40 protein-coding genes are annotated in these 25,414 nt (G+C 46.2%); 33 read left to right on the forward strand and 7 right to left on the reverse strand.

Translation table 11 applies throughout. The features are described 5' to 3' along the window. Positions 1-28 precede the first annotated feature (28 nt). The 32 genes from fusA to rplQ all read left to right on the forward strand — a co-directional run bounded on the left by fusA (position 29) and on the right by rplQ (position 18,423). Positions 29-2,125, forward strand: coding sequence for an elongation factor G (fusA, locus tag QMG91_RS01650; protein WP_004399894.1), 2,097 nt, complete (start codon positions 29-31; stop codon positions 2,123-2,125). A gap of 120 nt (positions 2,126-2,245) precedes the next feature. Further along, a complete protein-coding gene (tuf, locus tag QMG91_RS01655) occupies positions 2,246-3,430 on the forward strand; it encodes an elongation factor Tu (protein ID WP_281870126.1) in 1,185 nt (394 codons plus the stop codon). 189 nt (positions 3,431-3,619) lie between these two features. Next, the gene (locus tag QMG91_RS01660; protein ID WP_004398475.1) at positions 3,620-3,808 is read left to right on the forward strand and encodes a (2Fe-2S)-binding protein; all 189 of its coding nucleotides are present in this window, start codon (positions 3,620-3,622) and stop codon (positions 3,806-3,808) included. Between the two features lie 86 nt (positions 3,809-3,894). Further along, positions 3,895-4,371, forward strand: coding sequence for a bacterioferritin (bfr, locus tag QMG91_RS01665; RefSeq protein ID WP_004398474.1), 477 nt, complete (start codon positions 3,895-3,897; stop codon positions 4,369-4,371). 377 nt (positions 4,372-4,748) lie between these two features. Next, entirely contained in the window at positions 4,749-5,060 is a 312-nt protein-coding gene (gene rpsJ / locus QMG91_RS01670) for a 30S ribosomal protein S10 (protein ID WP_001181007.1), read from the forward strand. Positions 5,061-5,074: 14 nt separating this feature from the next. After that, entirely contained in the window at positions 5,075-5,704 is a 630-nt protein-coding gene (gene rplC, locus QMG91_RS01675) for a 50S ribosomal protein L3 (protein WP_004398473.1), read from the forward strand. A 16-nt stretch (positions 5,705-5,720) separates the two neighbouring features. Continuing rightward, the gene (gene rplD, locus QMG91_RS01680; protein ID WP_004398472.1) at positions 5,721-6,323 is read left to right on the forward strand and encodes a 50S ribosomal protein L4; all 603 of its coding nucleotides are present in this window, start codon (positions 5,721-5,723) and stop codon (positions 6,321-6,323) included. Beyond that, positions 6,320-6,622 carry a 50S ribosomal protein L23 gene (gene rplW / locus QMG91_RS01685; RefSeq protein ID WP_004398471.1) on the forward strand — a complete coding sequence of 101 codons (303 nt, stop codon included), beginning with the start codon at positions 6,320-6,322 and terminating at the stop codon, positions 6,620-6,622. Before rplD ends, rplW begins: the two co-directional genes overlap by 4 nt. 16 nt (positions 6,623-6,638) lie before the next feature. Beyond that, positions 6,639-7,463, forward strand: coding sequence for a 50S ribosomal protein L2 (gene rplB, locus QMG91_RS01690; RefSeq protein WP_004398470.1), 825 nt, complete (start codon positions 6,639-6,641; stop codon positions 7,461-7,463). A 20-nt stretch (positions 7,464-7,483) separates the two neighbouring features. Beyond that, a complete protein-coding gene (gene rpsS / locus QMG91_RS01695; RefSeq protein ID WP_004398469.1) occupies positions 7,484-7,762 on the forward strand; it encodes a 30S ribosomal protein S19 in 279 nt (92 codons plus the stop codon). A 10-nt stretch (positions 7,763-7,772) separates the two neighbouring features. Then, positions 7,773-8,105, forward strand: a complete 333-nt coding sequence (rplV, locus tag QMG91_RS01700; protein ID WP_004398468.1) for a 50S ribosomal protein L22 — start codon at positions 7,773-7,775, stop codon at positions 8,103-8,105. Positions 8,106-8,124: 19 nt separating this feature from the next. After that, positions 8,125-8,823: a 30S ribosomal protein S3 gene (gene rpsC / locus QMG91_RS01705; protein WP_004398467.1), complete on the forward strand. Its 699-nt coding sequence runs from the start codon at positions 8,125-8,127 to the stop codon at positions 8,821-8,823. Between the two features lie 11 nt (positions 8,824-8,834). Further along, positions 8,835-9,245 carry a 50S ribosomal protein L16 gene (rplP, locus tag QMG91_RS01710; protein ID WP_004398466.1) on the forward strand — a complete coding sequence of 137 codons (411 nt, stop codon included), beginning with the start codon at positions 8,835-8,837 and terminating at the stop codon, positions 9,243-9,245. Continuing rightward, positions 9,245-9,436 carry a 50S ribosomal protein L29 gene (rpmC, locus tag QMG91_RS01715; RefSeq protein ID WP_004398465.1) on the forward strand — a complete coding sequence of 64 codons (192 nt, stop codon included), beginning with the start codon at positions 9,245-9,247 and terminating at the stop codon, positions 9,434-9,436. Before rplP ends, rpmC begins: the two co-directional genes overlap by 1 nt. Next, positions 9,436-9,690, forward strand: a complete 255-nt coding sequence (gene rpsQ, locus QMG91_RS01720; protein WP_004398464.1) for a 30S ribosomal protein S17 — start codon at positions 9,436-9,438, stop codon at positions 9,688-9,690. The genes rpmC and rpsQ overlap by 1 nt, the downstream gene beginning before the upstream one ends. A gap of 161 nt (positions 9,691-9,851) precedes the next feature. Further along, entirely contained in the window at positions 9,852-10,223 is a 372-nt protein-coding gene (gene rplN, locus QMG91_RS01725) for a 50S ribosomal protein L14 (protein WP_004398463.1), read from the forward strand. Between the two features lie 13 nt (positions 10,224-10,236). Continuing rightward, positions 10,237-10,554 (forward strand): 50S ribosomal protein L24, encoded by a 318-nt coding sequence (gene rplX, locus QMG91_RS01730; protein WP_004398462.1) that lies wholly within the window; start codon positions 10,237-10,239, stop codon positions 10,552-10,554. A 24-nt stretch (positions 10,555-10,578) separates the two neighbouring features. Further along, positions 10,579-11,118, forward strand: coding sequence for a 50S ribosomal protein L5 (rplE, locus tag QMG91_RS01735; protein ID WP_004398461.1), 540 nt, complete (start codon positions 10,579-10,581; stop codon positions 11,116-11,118). Positions 11,119-11,135: 17 nt separating this feature from the next. Next, positions 11,136-11,441, forward strand: a complete 306-nt coding sequence (gene rpsN / locus QMG91_RS01740; protein ID WP_004398460.1) for a 30S ribosomal protein S14 — start codon at positions 11,136-11,138, stop codon at positions 11,439-11,441. 29 nt (positions 11,442-11,470) lie between these two features. Then, complete coding sequence (gene rpsH, locus QMG91_RS01745; RefSeq protein WP_004398459.1) at positions 11,471-11,863, forward strand: 30S ribosomal protein S8; 393 nt, start codon at positions 11,471-11,473, stop codon at positions 11,861-11,863. A gap of 15 nt (positions 11,864-11,878) precedes the next feature. Then, on the forward strand, positions 11,879-12,412 hold the full coding sequence (gene rplF, locus QMG91_RS01750; protein ID WP_004398458.1) for a 50S ribosomal protein L6: 534 nt from the start codon (positions 11,879-11,881) through the stop codon (positions 12,410-12,412). Between the two features lie 9 nt (positions 12,413-12,421). Continuing rightward, a complete protein-coding gene (gene rplR / locus QMG91_RS01755) occupies positions 12,422-12,775 on the forward strand; it encodes a 50S ribosomal protein L18 (protein ID WP_004398457.1) in 354 nt (117 codons plus the stop codon). 14 nt (positions 12,776-12,789) lie between these two features. Then, a complete protein-coding gene (gene rpsE / locus QMG91_RS01760; protein ID WP_004398456.1) occupies positions 12,790-13,290 on the forward strand; it encodes a 30S ribosomal protein S5 in 501 nt (166 codons plus the stop codon). A gap of 7 nt (positions 13,291-13,297) precedes the next feature. Then, positions 13,298-13,474, forward strand: a complete 177-nt coding sequence (gene rpmD / locus QMG91_RS01765; RefSeq protein WP_004398455.1) for a 50S ribosomal protein L30 — start codon at positions 13,298-13,300, stop codon at positions 13,472-13,474. A gap of 5 nt (positions 13,475-13,479) precedes the next feature. Beyond that, positions 13,480-13,914: a 50S ribosomal protein L15 gene (gene rplO / locus QMG91_RS01770; RefSeq protein WP_004398454.1), complete on the forward strand. Its 435-nt coding sequence runs from the start codon at positions 13,480-13,482 to the stop codon at positions 13,912-13,914. A gap of 21 nt (positions 13,915-13,935) precedes the next feature. Continuing rightward, a complete protein-coding gene (secY, locus tag QMG91_RS01775; RefSeq protein WP_004398453.1) occupies positions 13,936-15,276 on the forward strand; it encodes a preprotein translocase subunit SecY in 1,341 nt (446 codons plus the stop codon). 38 nt (positions 15,277-15,314) lie between these two features. Beyond that, positions 15,315-15,431 carry a 50S ribosomal protein L36 gene (gene rpmJ / locus QMG91_RS01780; RefSeq protein ID WP_004398452.1) on the forward strand — a complete coding sequence of 39 codons (117 nt, stop codon included), beginning with the start codon at positions 15,315-15,317 and terminating at the stop codon, positions 15,429-15,431. Between the two features lie 149 nt (positions 15,432-15,580). Next, entirely contained in the window at positions 15,581-15,937 is a 357-nt protein-coding gene (rpsM, locus tag QMG91_RS01785) for a 30S ribosomal protein S13 (RefSeq protein ID WP_004398451.1), read from the forward strand. Between the two features lie 18 nt (positions 15,938-15,955). After that, a complete protein-coding gene (gene rpsK, locus QMG91_RS01790) occupies positions 15,956-16,345 on the forward strand; it encodes a 30S ribosomal protein S11 (RefSeq protein WP_004398450.1) in 390 nt (129 codons plus the stop codon). Between the two features lie 27 nt (positions 16,346-16,372). Beyond that, on the forward strand, positions 16,373-16,993 hold the full coding sequence (gene rpsD, locus QMG91_RS01795) for a 30S ribosomal protein S4 (RefSeq protein WP_004398449.1): 621 nt from the start codon (positions 16,373-16,375) through the stop codon (positions 16,991-16,993). Between the two features lie 24 nt (positions 16,994-17,017). After that, positions 17,018-18,010 (forward strand): DNA-directed RNA polymerase subunit alpha, encoded by a 993-nt coding sequence (locus QMG91_RS01800; protein ID WP_004398448.1) that lies wholly within the window; start codon positions 17,018-17,020, stop codon positions 18,008-18,010. 26 nt (positions 18,011-18,036) lie between these two features. Beyond that, the gene (rplQ, locus tag QMG91_RS01805; protein ID WP_004398447.1) at positions 18,037-18,423 is read left to right on the forward strand and encodes a 50S ribosomal protein L17; all 387 of its coding nucleotides are present in this window, start codon (positions 18,037-18,039) and stop codon (positions 18,421-18,423) included. Positions 18,424-18,480: 57 nt separating this feature from the next. Here rplQ and QMG91_RS01810 read toward each other — a convergent pair whose 3' ends face one another. From QMG91_RS01810 to QMG91_RS01820, 3 genes are all read right to left on the reverse strand, one after another. Further along, positions 18,481-19,749 carry an O-acetylhomoserine aminocarboxypropyltransferase/cysteine synthase family protein gene (locus tag QMG91_RS01810; RefSeq protein WP_281828527.1) on the reverse strand — a complete coding sequence of 423 codons (1,269 nt, stop codon included), beginning with the start codon at positions 19,747-19,749 and terminating at the stop codon, positions 18,481-18,483. An 89-nt stretch (positions 19,750-19,838) separates the two neighbouring features. After that, positions 19,839-20,333: a DUF2780 domain-containing protein gene (locus tag QMG91_RS01815; RefSeq protein WP_004398445.1), complete on the reverse strand. Its 495-nt coding sequence runs from the start codon at positions 20,331-20,333 to the stop codon at positions 19,839-19,841. A 156-nt stretch (positions 20,334-20,489) separates the two neighbouring features. Further along, a complete protein-coding gene (locus QMG91_RS01820; RefSeq protein WP_004398444.1) occupies positions 20,490-21,110 on the reverse strand; it encodes an FKBP-type peptidyl-prolyl cis-trans isomerase in 621 nt (206 codons plus the stop codon). A gap of 173 nt (positions 21,111-21,283) precedes the next feature. On the opposite strand from QMG91_RS01820, the gene QMG91_RS01825 reads away from it, so the two are divergent. After that, positions 21,284-21,856, forward strand: a complete 573-nt coding sequence (locus QMG91_RS01825) for a LysM-like peptidoglycan-binding domain-containing protein (protein ID WP_281828531.1) — start codon at positions 21,284-21,286, stop codon at positions 21,854-21,856. 39 nt (positions 21,857-21,895) lie between these two features. Here the strand turns inward: QMG91_RS01825 and QMG91_RS01830 are convergent, their stop codons facing one another. From QMG91_RS01830 to QMG91_RS01845, 4 genes are read right to left on the reverse strand one after another with little or no spacing between them, the layout of a single operon-like run. Beyond that, complete coding sequence (locus QMG91_RS01830; protein ID WP_281828532.1) at positions 21,896-23,638, reverse strand: lysophospholipid acyltransferase family protein; 1,743 nt, start codon at positions 23,636-23,638, stop codon at positions 21,896-21,898. Positions 23,639-23,647: 9 nt separating this feature from the next. Then, on the reverse strand, positions 23,648-24,100 hold the full coding sequence (locus QMG91_RS01835) for a YHS domain-containing (seleno)protein (protein ID WP_281828534.1): 453 nt from the start codon (positions 24,098-24,100) through the stop codon (positions 23,648-23,650). Positions 24,101-24,113: 13 nt separating this feature from the next. After that, positions 24,114-24,866, reverse strand: coding sequence for an NRDE family protein (locus QMG91_RS01840; RefSeq protein WP_004398440.1), 753 nt, complete (start codon positions 24,864-24,866; stop codon positions 24,114-24,116). Then, on the reverse strand, positions 24,866-25,414 hold the full coding sequence (locus tag QMG91_RS01845; protein WP_281828537.1) for a DinB family protein: 549 nt from the start codon (positions 25,412-25,414) through the stop codon (positions 24,866-24,868). The genes QMG91_RS01840 and QMG91_RS01845 overlap by 1 nt, the downstream gene beginning before the upstream one ends.

Consider the following 25,414-nt stretch of genomic DNA (forward strand, 5'->3'; position numbering starts at 1 on the left):
AGGTGAACCTTAGTAAGAGGATACAATCGTGGCTCGTAAAACTCCTATTGAGCGCTACCGTAACATCGGTATCTGTGCTCACGTAGATGCAGGTAAGACAACCACAACTGAGCGTATTCTGTTCTACACTGGCCTTTCTCACAAAATCGGCGAAGTTCACGATGGTGCTGCAACCATGGACTGGATGGAGCAGGAGCAGGAGCGTGGTATCACAATCACCTCAGCTGCGACTACTACTTTCTGGCGTGGTATGGAAGCACAGTTCCAAGATCATCGCGTAAACATCATTGATACCCCTGGACACGTAGACTTTACTATCGAAGTAGAGCGTTCTCTTCGTGTACTTGACGGTGCAGTGGTCGTATTCTGTGGCTCATCTGGTGTTGAACCTCAGTCTGAAACTGTATGGCGTCAAGCTGACAAGTACCAAGTTCCAAGAATGGTATTTGTAAACAAGATGGACCGTGCGGGTGCAGACTTCCTACGCGTTGTGGACCAAATTAAAGATCGTCTTGGTGCGAACCCAGTTCCAATCCAATTAAACATTGGTGCGGAAGATGAGTTCAAAGGTGTCATCGACCTTATCAAGATGAAAGCTATCAACTGGAATGAAGCCGACCAAGGCATGACGTTTACATACGAAGACATTCCAGCTGACATGCAAGAACTTGCCGAAGAATGGCATTCTAACCTTGTTGAAGTTGCAGCTGAAGCAAGTGAAGAGCTGATGGAAAAATACCTTGAAGAAGGCGAACTAACAGAAGCTGAAATCAAGGAAGCACTTCGTACTCGTACACTAAACAACGAAATCGTACTGGCTACATGTGGCAGTGCGTTCAAAAACAAAGGTGTACAAGCGGTACTGGATGCTGTTATTGAATTCCTACCTTCACCTGTTGATGTACCTGCAATTAAAGGTATTGACGACAGAGACAACGAAGTTGAACGTCATGCAGACGACAACGAACCGTTCTCTGCTCTGGCATTTAAGATCGCAACAGACCCATTCGTAGGTACGCTGACATTCATGCGTGTCTATTCTGGCGTTGTGAACTCTGGCGACAGCGTCTATAACTCTGTTAAGCAAAAACGTGAGCGTTTTGGACGTATTGTTCAGATGCACTCGAACAAGCGTGAAGAAATCAAAGAGATTCGCGCGGGTGATATTGCTGCAGCAGTAGGTCTGAAAGACGTAACAACAGGTGACACTCTGTGTAACCAAGACCATAAAGTGGTTCTGGAGCGCATGGAATTCCCTGAGCCGGTAATCCAAATTGCGGTTGAGCCTCGTTCTAAGGCAGATCAGGAAAAAATGGGTATTGCGCTAGGTAAACTAGCTGCTGAAGACCCGTCTTTCCGTGTAGAAACCGACGACGAGACAGGTCAAACACTGATCTCAGGCATGGGTGAGCTTCACCTAGATATCATTGTTGATCGTATGAAACGTGAGTTCAGCGTTGACTGTAATGTCGGTAAACCTCAGGTTGCTTACCGTGAAACTATCCGTGGTGCCACGGAAGTGGAAGGCAAATTCGTTCGCCAGTCAGGTGGTCGCGGTCAATACGGTCACGTATGGCTGAAACTAGAACCTGCTGAAGTTGGCGACGGTTTTGTTTTTGTTGATGAGATCGTTGGTGGTGTGATTCCTAAGGAATACATCAGCTCAGTATCGAAAGGTATTGAAGAGCAAATGAACAACGGTGTGTTGGCTGGCTATCCTGTACTGGATGTGAAAGCAACACTATTCGACGGTTCATTCCACGATGTCGACTCAAGTGAGATGGCGTTTAAAATCGCTGGCTCCATGGCCTTTAAGAAAGGTGCGCTTGAAGCACAACCTGTTCTTTTAGAGCCAATGATGAAAGTTGAAGTAACGACTCCAGAAGACTGGATGGGTGATGTAGTAGGCGATCTTAACCGTCGTCGCGGCATCATCGAAGGCATGGACGAGGGGACAGCTGGCCTGAAGATAATTCGTGCACAAGTTCCGTTGTCAGCTATGTTCGGTTACGCAACTGACTTACGTTCTGCGACACAAGGTCGTGCTTCTTACTCTATGGAGTTTAGTGAGTACGCTGAAGTGCCGAAAAATGTTGCGGAAGCAATCATTGCAGAGCGTGGATAATCGTTATTTGATTAATAACGAATCTATTGCGCTGGCGAGAGTTGGCGCATAAAATAGCAAATTCTGGCGCACCTTGGAGCATAACTTCAGGGTGAATCATAACTAGGAAGGAACACGATCGTGTCTAAAGAAAAATTTGAACGTACGAAACCGCACGTAAACGTTGGTACTATCGGCCACGTTGACCACGGTAAAACAACTCTAACTGCTGCAATCTGTACTACTCTAGCTAAAGTGTACGGCGGTGAAGCGAAAGACTTCGCATCTATCGATAACGCTCCAGAAGAGCGTGAGCGTGGTATCACAATCGCAACGTCTCACGTTGAGTACGACACTCCATCACGTCACTACGCACACGTAGACTGCCCAGGACACGCTGACTATGTTAAAAACATGATCACAGGTGCTGCGCAAATGGACGGTGGTATCCTAGTTGTAGCTGCGACTGATGGCCCAATGCCTCAAACTCGTGAGCACATCCTACTAGGCCGTCAGGTTGGTATCCCATACATCATCGTATTCATGAACAAGTGTGACATGGTTGACGATGAAGAGCTTCTAGAGCTAGTAGAAATGGAAGTTCGTGAACTTCTTTCTGAGTACGAATTCCCAGGTGATGACCTACCAGTAATCCAAGGTTCAGCTCTTGGCGCTCTAAACGGCGAGAAGCAGTGGGAAGACAAGATTGTTGAGCTTGCAGAAGCACTAGATTCTTACATTCCAGAGCCAGAGCGTGCTGTAGATCAGCCGTTCCTACTACCAATTGAAGACGTATTCTCAATTCAAGGTCGTGGTACAGTAGTAACAGGTCGTATCGAGCGTGGTATCCTAACAGTAGGTGACGACGTAGAGATCGTAGGTATCAAAGATACAACAACGACCACATGTACTGGTGTAGAGATGTTCCGTAAGCTTCTAGACGAAGGTCGTGCGGGTGAAAACGTTGGTGCACTTCTACGTGGTACTAAGCGTGACGAAGTAGAGCGTGGTCAAGTACTGGCTGCACCTGGTTCAATCACTCCACACACTAAGTTTGAATCAGAAGTATACGTACTGTCTAAAGATGAAGGTGGTCGTCACACTCCATTCTTCAAAGGTTACCGTCCACAGTTCTACTTCCGTACAACTGACGTAACTGGTGACATCCAGCTTCCAGAAGGCGTTGAAATGGTAATGCCTGGCGACAACGTACAAATGACTGTTGAACTAATCGCTCCAATCGCGATGGACGAAGGTCTACGTTTCGCAATCCGTGAAGGTGGTCGTACAGTAGGTGCTGGTGTTGTTGCGAAAATCTTCGACTAATATCGAATGATTTTGCGATAACCGCATCTTGAAAAGAGGAGCTTAGGCTCCTCTTTTTGTTTATGTATCAATTCCTTTCTCATCCCCTCTCCTTTATATAACCAATCATTCTAATCAAAATGCCAATAGGATTGGCAATGCTAACCATTCTCGTTTATATTTCTAATTGAAGTAAATTGGATGTAAAAAATGTTTGTTTGTATTTGCCACGGTGTATCCGACAAAAAAATTCGACAGCTTGCTCTTGAAGAGGGCATCACAGATATCAAGGGAATTAGGCAGTGTACGCCACTCGGATCTCAATGTGGTAAATGCGTAAAAAGTGCGAAGGAAATTCTTAACGACACAGTAGCAACGTTATATAAGAAAGTCGGCTAACTCATTTTTGAGAATGCCCTAAAATGATTTTGACACCTTCTTAATTGGTTCTAAAGTTAAAAGAGCCGATCAAGGAGGGCTTTGTCATGAAAGGTGATCCAAAAATCATTCAACACCTTAACACCATTTTAGGAAACGAACTTGTTGCTATTAATCAGTACTTCTTACATGCACGCATGTACAAAGATTGGGGCTTAAAGCACCTTGCTGAGAAAGAGTACGAAGAATCTATTGACGAAATGAAACATGCCGATCATCTGATTGAGCGCATTTTGTTTCTTGAAGGTTTGCCAAATTTGCAAGATCTCGGCAAGTTGATGATAGGTGAAGACACCAAGGAAATGTTGGAGTGCGACCTTAAGCTTGAAATGGACGCAATCCCCGATCTGAAAGAAGCAATTGCCTATGCGGAAAATGTTCGCGATTTTGTTTCAAGAGACCTTTTTCAAGATATCTTAGAAGACGAAGAAGAACATGTTGATTGGCTTGAAACGCAGCTTGGCTTAATAGATAAGGTCGGGATCGAAAACTACCAACAAGCTCAGTTTGTCGACGAAGACTAGTTCAAATTAATACGATTACATAAAAAGCGAACCCCCAACAAGGGTTCGCTTTTTTACTATTTGTCTTCTTTTTAGACTAATTTTCCAACGACTCTTGCATACAACTTTGTGATCTGTATAATACCGCGCACTGGCTTAGCCAGTTGTGAACCAATGAGCAGCGAGGAGTAAGCGTTCCGCTTAGTAATGTAAACTCAGCTTATGTTCGCGGTTAATACAATTAGCTACCTTTCGAGGTAAAGTTAATCGAAAATTAACTGACAATGTATCCGATTTGGATACTACGGTTTCACATAAATCAATCGGCATTCTCTCGTCTATTCGAGTATGAGTGGCGATATTGTTTGTGTAATTTATTATTATTGGAGCTCTGTCTCATGCAGAACCAACGTATTCGTATCCGCCTTAAAGCTTTCGATTACAAACTGATCGACGCTTCTACAGCGGAAATCGTTGAAACAGCAAAGCGTACCGGCGCACAGGTTCGTGGTCCTATCCCACTTCCTACTCGTAAAGAGCGTTTCACTGTTCTTATCTCTCCACACGTCAACAAAGATGCACGTGACCAGTACGAAATTCGTACTCACAAGCGTCTAATCGACATCGTAGAGCCAACTGACAAAACTGTTGACGCTCTGATGCGCCTAGATCTAGCTGCTGGCGTTGACGTACAAATCAGCCTAGGTTAAGGGAGATTAGAAGAATGATTGGTCTAGTCGGACGTAAAGTGGGTATGACCCGCGTATTTACCGAAGAAGGCGTTTCTATCCCAGTAACTGTTGTTGAGGTTGAAGCGAACCGTATTTCTCAAGTGAAAACTCTTGAGACTGACGGCTATGCAGCAATCCAGGTAACTACTGGTGCTAAGAAAGCTAACCGTGTTGTTAAAGCCGAAGCTGGTCACTTTGCGAAAGCAGGTGTTGAAGCTGGTCGCGGTCTTTGGGAATTCCGTTTAGAAAACGGCGAAGAGTTTGAAGTTGGTGCTGAGCTAAACGTAGAACTTTTCAACGAAGTTAAAAAAGTAGACGTTACTGGCACATCTAAAGGTAAAGGTTTCCAAGGCGCTGTTAAGCGTTGGAATTTCCGTACTCAAGATATGTCTCACGGTAACTCATTGTCTCACCGTGCTCCTGGTTCTATCGGTCAATGTCAGACTCCAGGTCGCGTGTTTAAAGGCAAGAAAATGGCAGGTCACATGGGTGCTGAGCGTGTAACGACTCAAAACCTAGAGATCGTACGCGTAGACGCTGAGCGCAATCTGCTTCTTATTAAAGGTGCAGTACCAGGCGCAACTGGCGGCAACGTGATCGTAAAACCAGCTGTTAAAGCATAACGTCTAGGAGTAAGTAATGGAATTGATGGTTAAAGGTGCTGATGCACTAACTGTTTCCGAGACTACTTTCGGACGTGACTTCAACGAAGCTCTTGTACACCAAGTAGTTGTTGCGTACGCAGCAGGTGCTCGTCAAGGTACTCGTGCTCAAAAGACTCGTTCTGAAGTATCTGGCGGTGGCGCTAAGCCATGGCGTCAAAAAGGTACTGGCCGTGCACGTGCTGGTACAATCCGTAGCCCAATCTGGCGTACAGGTGGTGTTACTTTTGCTGCGAAACCACAAGATCACAGCCAAAAAGTAAACAAGAAAATGTACCGTGGTGCTATGAAGAGCATTCTTTCTGAGCTAGTTCGTCAAGAGCGTCTAATCGTTGTTGATAGCTTCTCAGTTGAAGCGCCAAAAACTAAAGAGCTTGTAGCTAAGCTTAAAGAGCTTGAGCTAACTGACGCGCTAATCGTGACTAGCGAAGTAGATGAGAATCTATTCCTAGCTGCTCGTAACCTATACAAAGTTGACGCACGTGACGTTGCTGGTATCGACCCAGTTTCACTAATCGCGTTCGACAAAGTTGTAATGACTGCTGAAGCAGTTAAGCAAGTTGAGGAGATGCTAGCATGATCACTGAAGAGCGTATCCTAAAAGTTCTACGTGCGCCGCACATCTCTGAAAAAGCAACTATGGCTGCTGAGAAAGCGAACACTATCGTTTTCAAAGTAGCAAAAGATGCAACTAAGAAAGAGATCAAAGCTGCTGTAGAAAAGCTTTTTGAAGTTGAAGTTAAGTCTGTAAATACTCTTATCACTAAGGGTAAGACCAAACGTCAAGGTCTACGCCAAGGTCGCCGCAGCGACGTTAAGAAAGCGTACGTTACTTTGAAAGAAGGTCAAGATCTTGACTTTGTTGGCGGCGCGGAATAACAGGAGTAGTTGAAAAATGGCTATTGTTAAATGTAAGCCGACTTCCCCTGGTCGTCGTCATGTTGTTAAAGTTGTTAACGCTGACCTACACAAGGGCAAGCCATACGCACCTCTTCTAGAGAAAAACTCTAAGAACGGTGGTCGTAACAACAACGGTCGTATCACAGTACGTCACATCGGCGGTGGTCACAAGCATCACTACCGTGTAATTGACTTCAAACGTACTAAAGATGGTATCCCAGCGAAAGTTGAGCGTCTTGAATACGATCCAAACCGTAGCGCTAACATCGCTCTAGTTCTGTACGCAGACGGTGAGCGCCGCTACATCATCGCACCAAAAGGCATCCAAGCTGGTGACCAGATTCAATCTGGTGTAGATGCGCCAATCAAAGCAGGTAACACTCTGCCGATGCGCAACATCCCAGTAGGTTCTACAGTTCACTGTGTTGAACTTAAGCCTGGTAAAGGTGCTCAGCTAGCTCGTTCGGCTGGTGCTTACGCTCAAATCGTTGCTCGTGACGGTGCGTACGTAACTATCCGTCTACGTTCTGGCGAAATGCGCAAAGTTCTTTCTGAAGGCCGTGCAACAATCGGTGAAGTTGGTAACTCTGAGCACATGCTACGTGAACTTGGTAAAGCTGGTGCTTCACGCTGGCGCGGCGTACGTCCAACCGTACGTGGTGTAGTAATGAACCCGGTTGATCACCCACACGGTGGTGGTGAAGGTCGTACATCTGGCGGTCGTCACCCAGTATCTCCTTGGGGTATGCCTACTAAGGGCTTCAAGACTCGTAAGAACAAACGCACTGACAAGTACATCGTACGTCGTCGTAACAAGTAATCTATATAAGAGGAATCGCCATGCCACGTTCTCTCAAGAAAGGTCCATTTATTGACCTACACTTGCTGAAGAAGGTAGAGAAAGCGGTGGAAAGCGGAGACAAGAAGCCTATTAAGACTTGGTCCCGTCGCTCAATGATCATTCCATCAATGATTGGTTTGACCATCGCTGTCCATAATGGTCGTCAACACGTTCCAGTATTTGTAACTGATGAAATGATCGGTCACAAACTGGGCGAATTCGCACCTACTCGTACTTACCGCGGTCACGCTGCGGATAAGAAAGCTAAGAAGAAATAAGGAGTAAATAATGGAAGCTATTGCTAAACATAACTTTGCTCGTATTTCTCCTCAGAAAGCTCGCTTAGTTGCAGATCAAATCCGCGGTAAATCTGTGGATCAGGCTCTAGAACTTCTAACTTTCAGCAACAAAAAAGCTGCTGAACTAATCAAGAAAGTTCTGGAATCAGCAATCGCGAATGCAGAGCATAACGAAGGTGCAGACATCGACGATCTGAATGTCGCTAAAATCTTCGTAGATGAAGGCCCAACCATGAAGCGTATTATGCCTCGTGCGAAAGGTCGTGCGGATCGTATCTTGAAGCGTTCAAGCCACATCACTGTTGTTGTAGCAGATCGCTAAGAGACTAGGAGAGTAAGCAATGGGTCAAAAAGTACATCCTAATGGTATTCGTCTTGGCATCGTTAAGCCTTGGAATGCTACTTGGTTTGCTAACACCAAAGATTTCGCTGACAACCTAGACGGCGACTTCAAGGTACGTCAGTTCCTAACGAAGGAACTTTCGAAAGCGTCTCTTTCACGTATCGTTATCGAGCGTCCTGCTAAGAGCATCCGTGTGACTATTCACACTGCTCGTCCAGGCGTTGTAATCGGTAAGAAAGGCGAAGACGTAGAGAAGCTACGCACAGCTGTAGCTAAAATCGCAGGTGTACCAGCGCAAATTAACATCGCTGAAGTACGCAAACCTGAGTTGGACGCACAACTTGTTGGTGACAGCATCGCGTCTCAGCTAGAGCGTCGTGTTATGTTCCGTCGTGCTATGAAGCGTGCGGTACAAAACGCAATGCGTCTAGGCGCTAAAGGTATCAAAGTGGAAGTAAGCGGTCGTCTAGGCGGCGCTGAAATCGCACGTACTGAGTGGTATCGTGAAGGTCGTGTACCTCTACATACTCTTCGTGCTGACATTGATTACGCAACTTCTTCGGCTCACACCCAATACGGTGTAATCGGCATTAAAGTTTGGATCTTCAAAGGTGAGATCCTAGGCGGCATGCCAGCAGCTAACGCTGTAGAGCCAAAAGGCGACAAGCCTAAGAAGCAGCGTAAAGGCCGTAAGTAAGGAGTCGACTGATGCTACAACCTAAACGTACTAAGTTCCGTAAGGTTCAGACTGGTCGCAACCGTGGTCTAGCTAAAGGTACTGAAGTAAGCTTCGGCGAATTCGGTCTTAAAGCTGTTGGCCGTGGTCGTATCACTGCTCGTCAGATTGAAGCGGCTCGTCGTGCTATGACACGTCACATTAAACGTCAAGGTCAAATCTGGATTCGTATTTTCCCAGACAAGCCTATCACTGAAAAACCGCTTGAAGTTCGTCAAGGTAAGGGTAAAGGTAACGTTGAGTACTGGGTAGCCCAAATCCAACCTGGTAAGGTTATGTACGAAATGAATGGCGTACCTGAAGAGTTGGCACGTGAAGCGTTCCGCCTTGCGGCACGTAAACTGCCTGTAAAAACTACCTTTGTAACTAAGCAGGTGATGTGATGAAAGCACTAGATCTACGCGAAAAAAGCGTTGAAGAGCTTAACGCTGAGCTATTGAATTTGCTGCGTGAGCAGTTCAACTTGCGCATGCAAGCTGCAACTGGTCAACTACAGCAGACTCATACTCTGAAAGCTGTGCGCCGTGATATCGCACGTGTGAAAACTGTTTTGACTGAGAAGGCAGGCGCATAATGAGCGACAAAATTCGTACTCAACAAGGTCGTGTAGTTAGCGACAAGATGGACAAGTCTATCGTTGTTGCAATCGAACGCATGGTGAAACACCCAATTTACGGCAAGTTCGTAAAGCGTACGACTAAACTGCACGCACACGACGAAAACAACGAGTGTGGCCTAGGCGATACCGTTGAGATTCAAGAGTGTCGTCCACTGTCTAAGAAGAAGTCTTGGACTTTGGTAAAAGTTGTAGAAAAAGCGAAGTACTAATTTCGTTTTGATACGATAGAAAAAGCGGCTCCAAATTATTTTTGGGGCCGCTTATTTTTTGGCTACCCAAGTACAAAAAAGGGTGGTACAATTCGCAGCCCTTATAAAGAGGCAGCCCGACCCGTGAAGGGTCTAGTTTTAATATTTAGCGGAGCACTAAAATGATCCAAATGCAAAGTACACTCGACGCTGCGGATAACTCCGGCGCTCGCAGAGTAATGTGTATTAAGGTTCTGGGTGGCTCTCACCGCCGTTATGCACATATCGGAGATATCATCAAAGTTACTGTTAAGGAAGCAATTCCACGCGGTAAAGTTAAGAAAGGTGATGTTCTGAAAGCGGTGGTAGTGCGCACTCGTAAAGGCGTTCGTCGTCCAGACGGTTCTGTCATTCGCTTCGACCGTAATGCTTGTGTATTGTTGAACGACACTACTGAGCAACCAGTCGGCACACGTATCTTTGGTCCAGTGACTCGTGAACTTCGTAACGCGAAATTCATGAAGATTGTTTCACTGGCTCCAGAAGTTCTGTAAGGAGCGGCACACAATGGCAGCTAAAATCCGTCGTAACGACGAAGTAATCGTTCTTGCCGGTAAAGATAAAGGCAAGCGCGGTAAAGTAACTAAGGTTCTAGCAACCGGTAAAGTTATCGTTGAAGGTATCAACCTTGTTAAGAAACACCAAAAGCCTCAACCGGCTCTAGGTCAACAAGGTGGCATCGTTGAACAAGAAGCAGCAATTGATGCTTCTAACGTTGCAATCTTTAACGCGGCTACTGGTAAAGCAGACCGCATCGGTTTCCGTTTTGAAGAAGGCAAAAAAGTGCGTTTCTTCAAATCAAACGGCGAAACTGTTTCTAACTAATAGAATGTAATTTGGAGTTCTACTATGGCGAAACTGCATGATTACTACAAGTCGTCTGTAGTCGCTGAGCTTACCAAAGAGTTCGGCTACTCAAGCGTCATGCAAGTCCCTAGGATTGAAAAAATCACCCTAAACATGGGCGTTGGTGAAGCAATCAACGACAAGAAACTGCTAGAAAACGCAGCAGCTGATATGGCAACGATCTCTGGTCAAAAGCCACTTATCACTAAAGCGCGTAAATCAGTAGCAGGCTTCAAGATTCGTGAAGGCTACCCAATTGGTTGTAAAGTAACCTTACGTGGCGAACGTATGTGGGATTTCTTCGAGCGTCTAATCTCGATTGCACTTCCACGTGTACGTGATTTCCGTGGTGTTAGCGCGAAGTCTTTTGACGGTCGTGGTAACTACAGCATGGGCGTTCGCGAGCAAATCATCTTCCCGGAAATCGACTACGATAAAGTCGATCGTGTACGCGGTCTTGATATCACTATCACGACGTCTGCGAGTTCCGATGAGGAAGGCCGTGCTCTGCTGGCTGCCTTTAACTTCCCATTCCGTAAGTAAGGTGAAGGGTTACTGTTATGGCTAAACAATCAATGAAAGCACGTGAAGCTAAGCGTGCAAAGCTAGTAGCTAAGTTCGCTGAGAAGCGTTCAGCGCTTAAAGCTATCATTAGCGATGTAAACGCATCTGAAGAAGATCGTTGGAATGCAGTTCTAAAATTGCAATCTCTTCCACGTGATTCAAGTGCATCACGTCAGCGCAACCGTTGCAACCAAACTGGTCGTCCACACGGTTACCTACGTAAGTTCGGTCTAAGCCGTATTAAGGTTCGTGAAGCTTGCATGAAAGGCGAGATTCCGGGTCTTCGTAAGGCTAGCTGGTAATTGCCACTTAATCATTTGGAGTAAAATCTATGAGCATGCAAGATCCGATTTCGGATATGCTGACCCGCGTTCGTAACGGTCAGGCAGCAAACAAAGTTGCTGTTAAAATGCCTTCTTCAAAGCTGAAAGTTGCAATTGCTGCACTACTAAAAGCTGAAGGTTACATCGCAGACTTCGCTGTAAGCGGCGAAGCGAAACCAGAGCTAGAAGTAACTCTTAAGTACTTCCAAGCTAAACCAGTAATCGAGCAAATCCAACGTGTTTCACGTCCAGGTCTGCGCGTCTACAAAAAGAAAGACGAGCTACCTTCTGTGATGGGCGGTTTGGGTGTTGCTGTAGTTTCCACTTCCAAGGGTCTAATGTCTGACCGTGCTGCTCGTAAAGCAGGTCTTGGTGGTGAAATCATCTGCTACGTAGCTTAATAATAGGAGTAGGATATGTCTCGTGTTGCTAAAGCACCTGTCGCTATTCCAGCTGGCGTAGAGGTGAAACTAAACGGCCAAGAACTTAGCGTTAAAGGTCCTAAAGGCGAACTGTCTCGTTCATTCAACGATGGCGTAGTAGTTGCGCAAGAAGAAGGTAAGCTTACTTTCGGTCCACGTGAAGGTGTTGCTAACGCATGGGCACAAGCTGGTACAGCTCGCGCACTTGCTAACAACATGGTTGTTGGTGTTACTGAAGGCTTTACTAAGAAGCTAACTCTTAAGGGTGTTGGTTACCGTGCTGCTATTAAAGGCAACGCAGTTAGCCTAACTCTAGGCTTCTCTCACCCAGTTGAGCACGCAGTGCCAGCGGGTATTAAAGCTGAATGTCCAAGCCAAACTGAAATCGTACTAACTGGTGCTGACAAGCAACTAGTTGGTCAGGTTGCGGCTGACATTCGTTCTTACCGTGAGCCTGAGCCTTACAAAGGTAAAGGTGTTCGTTACGCAGATGAAAATGTGCGTACCAAAGAAGCTAAGAAGAAGTAAGGTAACACTATGGATAAGAAAGCATCTCGCATCCGTCGTGCTACACGTGCACGTCGTAAGATTGCAGAACTTCGCGCGACTCGCCTAGTAGTACACCGTACTCCACGTCACGTGTACGCTCAGGTTATCGCTGCAAACGGCTCTGAGGTTATCGCTGCTGCTTCTACTGTAGAAAAAGCGATCCGTGAGCAAGTTAAGAATACTGGTAACGTAGACGCTGCTAAAGCTGTAGGTAAAGCTATTGCTGAGCGCGCTATCGAAAAAGGCATCTCTGATGTTGCTTTCGATCGTTCTGGTTTCCAATACCACGGTCGAGTAGCGGCGCTAGCAGATTCTGCTCGCGAAGCTGGTCTGAAATTCTAAGGTAGGGTTGGAAGATGGCTAAAGAACAACAACAAGCTACAGATTTGCACGAAAAGCTAATTGCTGTTAACCGTGTTTCTAAAACGGTTAAAGGTGGTCGAATCTTTAGTTTTACTGCACTAACAGTTGTTGGTGACGGTAACGGTCGTGTTGGTTTCGGTTACGGCAAAGCTCGTGAAGTACCAGCAGCGATCCAAAAAGCAATGGAAAAAGCGCGCCGTAACATGGTTACTGTAGCGCTTAACGACGGTACTCTTCACCACGCGGTGAAAGGTCGTCACACTGGCTCTAAAGTTTACATGCAGCCAGCTGCAGAAGGTACTGGTATCATCGCAGGTGGTGCGATGCGTGCAGTACTTGAAGTTGTAGGTGTTCACAACGTACTTGCAAAAGCATACGGTTCTACGAACCCTATCAACATCGTTCGCGCGACGATCGATGGTCTGAGTGGCATGAAGTCTCCTGAGATGGTTGCTGCTAAGCGTGGTCTAACTGTTGAAGCTATTTCGGAGTAAGAACACCATGGCAACTATTAAAGTAACTCAAACTAAAAGCTCAATTGGCCGCCTACCAAAGCACAAAGCGACTTTGCGTGGTCTAGGTCTTCGTCGTATCAACCACACTGTAGAACTTGAAGATACTCCGTGCGTACGCGGTATGATCAACAAAGTTTACTACATGGTTAAAGTTGAGGAGTAATCAGAATGCGTTTGAATACTCTATCACCGGCTGCTGGCTCTAAACCTTCTAAGAAGCGTCTAGGTCGCGGTATCGGTTCAGGCCTTGGTAAAACAGGTGGTCGCGGCCACAAAGGTCAAAAATCACGTTCTGGCGGCAGCGTTCGTCCAGGTTTCGAAGGCGGTCAGATGCCTCTGAAACAACGTCTACCAAAATTCGGTTTCACTTCTCGTAAGAGCCTAGTGACTTCTGAAGTTCGTCTAGGTGAACTAGCGAAGGTAGAAGGTGACGTGGTTGATCTAAACAGCTTGAAAGCTGCTAACGTAATCACTAAGAACATCGAATTTGTAAAAGTTGTTCTTTCTGGTGAAATCAGCAAAGCTGTGACTGTTAAAGGTCTACGCGTAACTAAAGGTGCTAAAGCTGCAATCGAAGCTGCAGGCGGTAAAATCGAGGAATAATTCTCGAGGGACGAGGTACAGATGGCTAAAAAACCAGGACAAGATTTTCGTAGTGCTCAAAGCGGCTTAGCTGAATTAAAGTCGCGCTTACTATTCGTATTAGGTGCACTTTTAGTATTCAGAGCGGGCTCTTTTGTGCCGATCCCTGGTATTGACGCAGCTGTACTTGCCGATTTGTTCGAACAGCAAAAGGGTACCATCGTTGAAATGTTCAACATGTTCTCCGGTGGTGCACTTGAGCGTGCTTCTATATTAGCGTTGGGCATCATGCCGTATATTTCGGCTTCGATTGTTGTCCAATTGCTAACTGTAGTTCATCCTGCGTTAGCTGAACTCAAGAAAGAGGGTGAAGCCGGCCGTCGTAAGATAAGCCAATATACGCGTTACGGCACGCTTGTACTTGCTACATTCCAAGCAATTGGTATTGCAACAGCTTTGCCAAGCATGGTCACAGGTCAATTGGTCGTTATCGATCAAACCATGTTTACTGTTATTGCAACCATCAGTCTAGTAACCGGTACCATGTTCCTAATGTGGTTAGGTGAACAGATTACTGAGCGAGGAATTGGTAACGGTATCTCATTGATTATCTTTGCAGGTATCGTTGCTGGATTGCCATCGGCAATCGGTCAAACAATTGAGCAAGCGCGTCAAGGTGAACTGAACGTACTTCTTCTGCTGCTTATTGCTGTACTGGCGTTTGCAGTTATCTACTTCGTTGTTTTCATGGAGCGTGGTCAGCGTCGAATCGTCGTTAACTATGCTAAGCGTCAACAAGGTCGTAAGGTATTTGCTGCGCAAAGTACTCACTTGCCACTTAAAATTAACATGGCAGGTGTGATCCCAGCGATATTTGCGTCTAGTATTATTTTGTTCCCAGGAACATTAGCACAGTGGTTTGGTAACACAGGTGGTGAGGACAGCGCATTCAGTTGGTTAACTGATGTGTCTTTGGCCCTTAGCCCTGGACAACCTCTGTATGTAATGCTTTATGCGGCAGCGATTATTTTCTTCTGTTTCTTCTACACGGCATTGGTTTTCAATCCGCGTGAAACAGCAGATAATCTGAAGAAGTCTGGAGCGTTCGTACCCGGTATCCGCCCAGGTGAGCAGACAGCTAAGTACATTGATAAAGTAATGACTCGTTTAACCCTAGCAGGTGCGTTGTACATTACCTTTATCTGTCTGATTCCCGAGTTCATGATGATCGCTTGGAACGTACGTTTCTACTTTGGCGGTACATCACTACTTATCGTAGTGGTAGTTATCATGGACTTTATGGCACAGGTACAGACTCATCTGATGTCACAACAGTATGATTCTGTGTTGAAAAAAGCGAATCTGAAAGGCTACGGTCGTTAATTCGACGGTAGGCTCAGATTTCATTACGGAGTTTAGCAATGAAAGTTCGTGCTTCCGTTAAAAAAATCTGCCGTAACTGTAAAGTAATCAAGCGCAACGGTGTTGTTCGCGTGATTTGCAACAGTGAGCCAAAGCACAAGCAGCGCCAAGGCTAATCTAAGCAGAAATTTTTACTTGAAAAGTAAGGTAGTGTCGAGTATATTCCTCGGCCTACCTTTTGCGTGCAAAAGAAGTAGTATGCCGCAGCGTATCCATAACGGGCTTTGCTGCGGATAATTCTTTTATGAAACACTAGGAGTGAATAATGGCCCGTATAGCAGGCATTAACATTCCTGATCAGAAACATGCTGTAATCGCTCTAACGGCGATCTACGGCATCGGTAAAACTCGCTCTCAAGCTATCCTAGCTGAAGTGGGTATTGCTGAACATGTTAAGATCAGTGAACTATCTGAAGAGCAGATCGATCAACTGCGTGATGGTGTAGCTAAGTACACTGTAGAAGGTGATCTACGTCGTGAAGTATCCATGAACATCAAGCGTCTTATGGACCTTGGTTGTTACCGTGGTCTTCGTCATCGTCGCAGTCTACCACTACGTGGACAGCGTACTAAAACCAATGCTCGCACCCGTAAGGGTCCGCGTAAGCCGATCAAGAAATAATCGGGAAGGTAGAGTACAATGGCAAAACAACCAACTCGCGCTCGTAAGCGCGTACGCAAGCAAGTAGCTGATGGCGTAGCGCACATCCATGCTTCTTTTAATAACACAATCGTGACCATCACTGACCGTCAAGGTAACGCACTAGCTTGGGCTACTGCAGGCGGTTCTGGTTTCCGTGGTTCTCGTAAGTCAACTCCGTTCGCAGCTCAGGTTGCAGCAGAGCGCGCTGGCGAAATGGCTAAAGAATATGGCCTAAAGAACTTGGAAGTTATGGTTAAGGGCCCAGGTCCAGGTCGTGAGTCAACTATCCGTGCACTAAACGCAGCAGGATACCGCATCACTAACATCGTTGATGCAACTCCGATCCCTCATAACGGTTGTCGTCCACCTAAGAAACGTCGCGTATAACGTTTCTAGGAAAGTTGGAGAAGAATCATGGCAAGATATTTGGGTCCTAAGCTGAAGCTTAGCCGTCGCGAAGGCACTGACTTATTCCTTAAGTCTGGTGTTCGTGCGATTGATACCAAGTGTAAAATCGATAACGCACCAGGTGTACACGGCGCTCGTCGCGGTCGTCTATCTGAGTATGGCGTTCAGCTTCGTGAGAAGCAAAAAGTTCGTCGTATGTACGGCGTTCTAGAAAAACAATTCCGTAACTACTACAAAGAAGCTGCTCGTCTTAAGGGCAACACAGGTGAAAACCTACTTCAGCTTCTTGAAGGTCGTCTTGATAACGTAGTTTACCGCATGGGCTTTGGCGCAACTCGCGCAGAAGCACGTCAGCTAGTTAGCCACAAAGCTATCCTAGTAAACGGTAAAGTTGTAAACGTTCCTTCATTCAAAGTTGCGGCAAACGACGTTGTATCTATCCGTGAGAAAGCTAAACAGCAATCTCGCATCAAAGCAGCTCTAGAAGTTGCTGAACAACGCGAAAAACCAACTTGGATTGAAGTAGATGGCGGTAAGATGGAAGGTACGTTCAAGCGTTTGCCTGAGCGTTCAGATCTATCAGCTGACATCAACGAACACCTGATCGTCGAGCTTTACTCTAAGTAAGGTTTAAATTAAAGAGAGGACACAATGCAGGGTTCTGTAACAGAATTTCTTAAGCCACGTCTTGTTGACATCGAACAAATCAGCACGACACACGCAAAAGTAACTCTTGAGCCATTAGAGCGTGGCTTTGGTCATACTCTAGGTAATGCGCTTCGTCGCATTCTTCTATCTTCAATGCCTGGTTGTGCAGTAACTGAGGTTGAGATTGAAGGCGTTCTTCACGAGTACAGCACCAAAGAAGGTGTACAAGAAGATATCTTAGAGATCCTTCTTAACCTGAAAGGTCTTGCTGTTAAAGTGGCAGAAGGCAAAGATGAAGTGTTTATTACACTGAACAAATCAGGCTCAGGCCCTGTTGTTGCAGGTGACATCACCCATGATGGTGATGTAGAGATCGCTAACCCAGAGCACGTTATTTGTCATCTAACTGATGACAATGCTGAAATCGCTATGCGTATTAAAGTAGAACGTGGTCGTGGTTATGTTCCAGCATCGTCTCGTATCCATACTGAAGAAGATGAGCGTCCTATCGGTCGTTTGCTTGTTGACGCGACTTACAGCCCAGTAGACAAAATTGCCTACACTGTAGAAGCGGCACGTGTTGAGCAGCGTACTGACCTTGACAAACTCGTTATCGATATGGAAACGAACGGTACTCTTGACCCTGAAGAAGCAATCCGTCGTTCAGCTACTATCCTTGCTGAGCAATTGGATGCCTTCGTTGATCTTCGTGACATCCGTGTTCCTGAAGAGAAAGAAGAGAAGCCGGAATTCGATCCGATCCTATTGCGTCCTGTAGACGATCTTGAACTAACAGTTCGCTCTGCTAACTGTTTGAAAGCAGAAGCGATTCACTACATCGGTGATCTTGTACAGCGTACTGAGGTTGAGCTACTTAAAACGCCTAACCTTGGTAAAAAGTCTCTTACAGAGATCAAAGACGTACTTGCGTCACGCGGTCTGTCTCTAGGTATGCGCCTAGAAAACTGGCCACCAGCGTCAATCGCTGAAGATTAATCGATACTAGTTAGAAGGATTAGGTCATGCGCCATCGTAAGAGTGGTCGTCAACTCAACCGCAACAGCAGTCATCGCAAAGCGATGTTCAGCAACATGGCTAGCTCTCTAGTACGTCATGAAGTTATCAAGACTACTTTGCCAAAAGCAAAAGAGCTGCGTCGCGTCGTTGAGCCTTTGATTACACTAGCTAAGACTGACAGCGTTGCTAACCGTCGTCTTGCATTTGCTCGCACTCGTGACAACGAAGTTGTGGCAAAACTATTTAACGAACTAGGTCCACGTTTTGCTGCTCGTCAGGGCGGTTACACTCGTATCCTAAAAGCTGGCTTCCGTGCTGGCGACAAAGCTCCAATGGCTTACATTGAGCTTGTTGATCGCCCAGAAGTTGCTGAAGAAGCAGCTGCTGAGTAATCAGTTCGTAAAGAACTTAAAAGCCGAGCATTAGCTCGGCTTTTTTGTGTCTGCCGATCAGGCTTTCAGTGCTTGTTCCAAATCCGCAATGATGTCATCTATGTGTTCAATACCGACAGACAGACGGATCATTTCAGGTACCACACCTGCAGCTGCTTGTTCTTCTACACTCATTTGTCTGTGCGTAGTAGAAGCCGGGTGACAGGCTAATGACTTGGCATCACCAATGTTAACCAGTCTTTTGAACAGCTCCAAAGCATCATAGAAACGCACGCCAGCCTCATACCCGTCTTTCAAGCCAAAAGACAAAATCGCCGAAGGTTTACCATTCATATATTTTTGCGCGAGATCGTAGTGTTCCGAATTAGGTAGTCCGGCGTAGCTGACCCAACCGACTTTGTTATGACCTTCCAAATATTCGGCGACTTTTTTAGCATTGTCACAATGGCGTTCCATACGAAGGGAAAGTGTTTCTAGACCCTGCATCAGCATAAACGCGTTCATTGGTGAAAGTGCTGAACCAGTGTTGCGAAGAGGCACAGTACGAGCTCGACCGATGAATGCAGCTTCGCCAAACGCTTCGGTGTACACCACTCCATGGTAAGAAGGCTCAGGTTGATTAAACACTGGGAATCGATCTTTGTGCTGTGCCCAGGGGAATTTTCCTGAGTCGACAATTACTCCTCCAAGGGTTGTACCGTGCCCACCAACATATTTAGTCAGAGAGTGAACGACGATGTCTGCACCATATTGAATGGGCTTACACAGAATAGGAGTGGCGACGGTATTGTCCACAATTACCGGTACGCCTTTCTGATGTGCGAGAGTAGCAATCCCTTCAATGTCGACGATATTGCCTGCGGGGTTACCAATGGATTCGCAATATACAGCTTTGGTATTCTCATCGATAAGCTCAGCCAAACTCTCAGGTTTGTCATCTTTGGCAAATCGAACATCAATTCCTTGCTGGGGAAGCATGTGTGCAAACAGGGTGTACGTACCTCCATACAACTGAGGAGTTGAAACAATGTTGTCGCCGCTTTGTGCCAGCGTCAGAATGGCGTAATTGATGGCTGCACTACCTGCGCTCACCACCAGACCAGCAATTCCGCCTTCTAAGGCTGCCATTCTTTGTTCCAACACGTCATTTGTTGGATTCATAATGCGTGTGTAGATATTGCCCGGCACTTCGAGGTTGAAAAGATCGGCGCCGTGTTGAGCGTTATCGAATTCGTACGCAACAGTTTGATAAACGGGAGTTGCTACGGCTTTTGTGGTTGGGTCTGTTTGATAGCCGTGGTGGATGGAAAGGGTTTCGTCTTTCATAGTACCTACTCGTCCTTGATAAAAAGGTTAGAGTGGCACAAATTTTCTGTGTTGAAAGAGAGGGTGGTCAAAAACCACCCATTTTCAGATTACTTCCAGATTTGACCTAGAGAGTCCAACAGCCCGGTTGAGGCGTTTTGCGAACCTAGGTATTTCAGGATCAAAGGAGCAAACTGCCCCACCATAGACGGGTCCAGCCCAAGCTTAGTGAATATATCGGTCACCGCACCAAAATTGCTGGCAAGCCCTGTAAGACCAGGAATTGAACCAGTAAGTGAACTTAATCCGGGGATGGAAGAAGCAAGCTCGCTGTTTTGAGAAGAACTAAGCGAGTTAGATGCCAATGCGAGAAGGGCTCCTGCACCACCAGTTGCCTGAGTAGGAGACACATCAAGCTGAGAGCTGAGCATCTTCACTAAGTCGGAATCAGCTTGGGTATCTACCTGACTTGAGAAAGCATCATTTGCCAATGAACCAAGATCGAGAGCAGGTTTTTCTTCGGACTTACCAAAACCAAAAAAGGCATGGCTTGGAGAGGCTAACAGCAGCGCAGAAAGCGCTAAAATCGTTGTTTTAATTTTCATAACTCATTCCTTTTGAAAGGCACTTATTAATCCTAGATGGATTTTCCGTTTCGAGCAGATAATCGTGCCGAGAATACAAAACGGGAATGAGCAGTGTACGTGAAGAGATAAAAAAAGCGGTGCCTGGCACCGCTTCATTTTTGAGACGAATAGAAATTACAGGATAGCCAGTAGTTCTACTTCGAATACTAGAGCAGCGTATGGAGGAATTGATGCACCAGCACCACGTTCGCCGTACGCTAGGTCTTGAGGAATGTATAGTTTCCACTTAGAACCTACAGGCATTAGTTGAAGTGCTTCAACCCAGCCTTTGATTACGCCTGTTACAGGGAATTCTGCAGGTTGACCGCGAGAAACAGAGCTGTCGAATACAGTACCGTCAGTTAGTTCACCGTGGTAATGAACGCGAACTGTTTTGTCAGAAGATGGGATTTCGCCAGTGCCTTCAGTGATAACTTCGTACTGAAGACCAGACTCAAGTACTGTTACTTCTGGGCGTAGAGCGTTGTCTTTCAAGAAAGCTTCGCCGTCTGCTGCTGCCGCTTTAGCCGCTTCTGCACGTGCTGCTTCTGCACGAGTGTGAAGCTCTTGAAGTGCGTTGTTAATTTCGTCAACTTCGATTTCTGGCATGTCGCCAGTTAGTGCTGTCGCGATACCTTTTGCGATAGCGTCAACGTTCAGACCTTCAAGACCACTGCCCGCAAGTTGCTGACCCATTTGCAGACCAATTCCGTAGCTCGCTTTCTGCTCTACGGTTTCTAATTTGATTTCAGACATCTTGTCTCTCTATTGTGTGAGTTTGTGCAGCAAAAGGATAGCAGTTCTACTAGCGCGAAGAAACGTCAAATGCCAATATAAGTCAAGATACTGTTAACTTGTGTTGCACTGAGTTTTTTTCGCTGCACAGGTTCATGGATAATAGGAAGACAGTTCGTTAGGGTGTAAGTATTATGAATCGGAGAGTGGCACGTTCGCGCCAGCCGGGAATATTCGAACAATTCAAAAGCAAAATAGAAAAGGTTGATTGGCGAGAGAAAGCGAAATCGGTCAAAACGTATTGGTTAGATTTACCTAAATTGCATCGCCGTGCTATTCCCTCTTTGGCGGCGGTGGTGATTGTGTTGCTTCTTATTCCTGTGTCTGATGAAGAAAGCGCACCTGATGCAACAGAACAACAAGCGGAAAACACACGTAAGCCTTTGGAAATCAACACTACGGGGTTAAGTGAACAAACTTCCAATAACTCGTCTTCTTCCCGAGAGGACACTTGGGAGCAATACACAGTCAAAGGTGGCGATACACTGGCTCAGGTATTTCGAGCGAACTCTTTACCCATGGCGGATTTGAATGCCTTGGTCAAAATTGAAGGTTTAGACAAGCCATTGAGTAAAATTCGGGAAGGGCAACTGATTCGTTTCAAGTTAGACGATGCTGGGAAGCTCGACATCTTACAGTTGGAAAGTCGAACCGGCTCAGTCATGTTCTTCCGGTTGTCTGATGGTAGTTTTGGACGAAGTAAATAATCGAGCATGAAAAAGGGCTTCACAATGAAGCCCTTGAGTTTATTCATGGTGTGCCAGATAAGCGACCGATTCTTCCTTACCCATATATTTTCCGAGCGTCTTTTGCGGAACATTCAGCAAATCGACAACAATCAGACCATCCAGTGCATCATTGAATTCTGGGTCGACATTAAAGCAAACCAACTGACCATTCAGCCCTAGGTACTGCCTTAGCAAAACAGGAAGACCTTTTCCTTTTTCCATCCTTGACAGTACCTTAGAAAGCAACTGAACACTCCCCAAAGCACTTAACATGTCGTTGCGCCAGAACACATTGCGATCTTCTTTCAGTGGCACAGATGGTGAAACCAGATTTGCTTTGTGCTGATCGTAATGGTGGATCGACAGACAGCTTGCCATCAGTTGTCTGGCTACCTGACTGTAATCATTACTGATGCTGACAGGACCAAACAGATGTGTGTATTCAGGGTTCTTGTAGACGTAACTGGCGATCCCTTTCCAAAGCATAAGCAGAGACTGGATGTTTCTCTGATAGGGTTTGTTGACCACAGAACGCCCTAGTTCTATGGATTGATCTAAGCTTTCGATAAATTTCTGACTGTATTTAAACAGGCTGCGGGAATAGAGCCCTTCCAGACCTTGCTTCTCTAAGATCTTATCGACTTTTCCCAAGCGATAACTGCCAACCAGTTGTTGATCTTTTTCATGCCAGATGAACAGGTGATCGTAGTACTCGTCGTAATGATCGAGATCGAGCGCTTTTCCGGTGCCTTCACCGACATCTCGAAAGTTGGCTTCACGAACCCTTCCTATCTCCTGAATGATATTCGGGATCTGCGCTTTCCGAGCGCAGAAAACATGAAAATCACCTTGAGAGATCAAACGCGTGTCGCCTGGAAGTGACTCGATCTCACCTTTTAGTACCAAGGGATCAACAGCATCTCTGACCGGAACCGAGAATTGAGCGGCTAACTCATGTTCTGATTCCGTTTGTTGCTTTCGCAGCAAGTAAGTGTTCAACCTCAAGTAATGCACCAGATCTTGCTCGGTTTCCAGGGATTTAAGCTCCGAGTAAAGGATTGGTTCACCGATCGATAACTGGATCTGAGAAGAGCTTTTGCCGATCATTTCTCTGCCTAACATTGCAGTACGCAATAGCGGATGAATTTTACCTGCAAAGTAGAACAGTGAGCTGTTTCTGCCTTCAATATAGATAGGCACACAGGTGGCTTCACTTTTTTTGACCAGTTTGGCTACCGAGCGGCTCCACGCTTTATCCTGCAATTGGGCATCCTGGAACGTAGACACTTCTCCGGCAGGGAAAATGATCAACGCATTGCCATCTGCAAGGTGCTGATGAGCGTGGCGCATAGCCGTTAAATTGGTTTTCATTGCCTTTTTCGATTCGAAAACGTCTACCCCGATAAACAGATCAGACAGTTCTGGCAATTGCTTTAGCATCTCGTTCGCCATGACTTTAACGTCGGGGCGACGGTGCCTCACCAGTGCTGCCAGTATGACCCCTTCGATTGCCCCCAAAGGGTGATTTGCGACAATTACAACGGGTCCAGCTTCTGGAATGCTGTCCAACGAACCTTGTTGTACCCTGTAATCAATATTGAGTGCTGAGAGGGTGTAATCCATAAACTCAAAGCAATCGAGATCCATTGGTCGCTTTTGGTAGAGCGAGTCTAAATAGCTCAGCCCGGTTAATCGTTCTGCCACTCTCTCTACAATGCGAAATGGTGTTTTTGCCGGAAGCTGAAAAGGAGAAGTCTGCATAGGGTTCTCCTAGTTGCTCACCAAAGATGGCCAGTTTTGGTCACCTTTTTCAATGAAGCCTGGAATGTCTTTTTCCCAGCGAGATTTGATATCAGCGTCGTAGTTGAGGTAAAGCTTGCCATCCACAATGTTCCACTGAAGTGGGTCACCGGGGGCAGTGTCGTTTTTCGCTCCGACTGCCCATGCACAATAGCCACCATATTGCGGCGCGTATTTCTCGGGGTTTTTAACGAACTTATCGAGGTTTTCTTTGGACGTGAAATACCAGTTGGCTCCCTGATATTCAATCTTGTAATCGCTGTTCCCTTTTTGTGGCTCGCTAGCTTCAAAGTAACTTACGGCGTCATAGCCTGATATGGCTTTATTGCTGAAGAAGCCAGTATAGATAGGGTCTGCCGCATAGCTTAATGAAGAAAACAGCCCGAGTAATGCAGTACATAAAATAACGATAATGCGTTTCATAGTTAGATCCTCGCTATGCAATTTTTACATTTGATGTAGGAAGTAATGAAATTCGGTTTTGGGTCAGATAGGATTCACTGACACCAGTACAGGGTGAACCTGGGTAGTAACTCATGCCTTTTTCGGACTCATTGACCAAGATGTGCGTAAAGCTGACGGTGTGCGCGTCTTTGCGGTGCATACAGGTCGAAAGATGCCCCTTGCTTGGAATATGAGATGAGTGAAAGGCCAGCAGTTGATCCACATTAGCTTCGATAGCCGTAAACGACTGATAGCATTCGCTGCGCAGTTCAAACGCCATTTGGTAATCGACCGACGATGAAATCAAAGGTGGATTCGGGCGGATGTAGACCAGAGATTGCCCTGTCCAGCACACTCCTTTTACCGTGGAGTTATGTTTGGTCAGATCCGGCTCAAATATCAGCATTGAAAACGGCGCGAATTGAGAGAGTTCAATGGATTGCAAGTACTCGTCTACCTGAGCGTAGTTGGTGAATGATGCGAGAGATTTCACCAATTGCCCGCGGCTGGTGAGTTCTCCTTTTGGCATCACCCCCTGATAGTAATTGAGCAGGCAAATGGACTGACCATGCTCATTGGTGGCTATCCAACTGCCGCCGCCATCCGGGTCGACAGGCATCAGATACTCAACACCTTGCTGGCAAAATGGCGTTGGTGGCACCGCTTGTGCCCGGCTTTTCTGTTCATCCCGGTTGAAAAATACCTGATAGCCGTTGTCGGTCAGAAGCCAAGATACGGTACACATCAACTCTTCTCCCTTAGGTAAGAAGATGTTGCCGGAGCAAACCCCAATTCTTTGTCGGTTTGATACCCAAGCTGAATAGCCAGCACCTTCATCAGAGCATAATGGTGAGTGGCATGGGCGGCAGCAAAGGCGATCTCTCTCTCCAGTTGTGCAGACACTTCAGCACTCAGAGTTTCAGATAACGCAACTTCTGTTTTTACCGTGACTGTCTGCTTGATTTCATCGGGAGTTAGCTGACTTAACCATTGTTTAATTGACTGAAACTCTACAATGGCAAGCTCTCGCGTTTTCTCCACTTCGTGACCCCGCCTGCGCTGGTTATAGTCAACGCCATTTTCAAAATCAGATAGCGCATGAAAGATATCCAGAACGTGGCGACAATGCTCTCCCATAGAGCTCGTTACCAGAGGAGGTGCCGCTTTTTGATAGTCTTCATTGCCGATTTGCATCAACAGAGCAATACCTTGCTCGATAGTTTCAATGGTGCCAGTAATGGTGGCTGAAAAACCCTGAACGGGGGCAGTAAGCGAAATAGGCGCAATTTGCAT

Source organism: Vibrio nigripulchritudo, assembly GCF_027924785.1.
GTDB lineage: Bacteria > Pseudomonadota > Gammaproteobacteria > Enterobacterales > Vibrionaceae > Vibrio > Vibrio nigripulchritudo.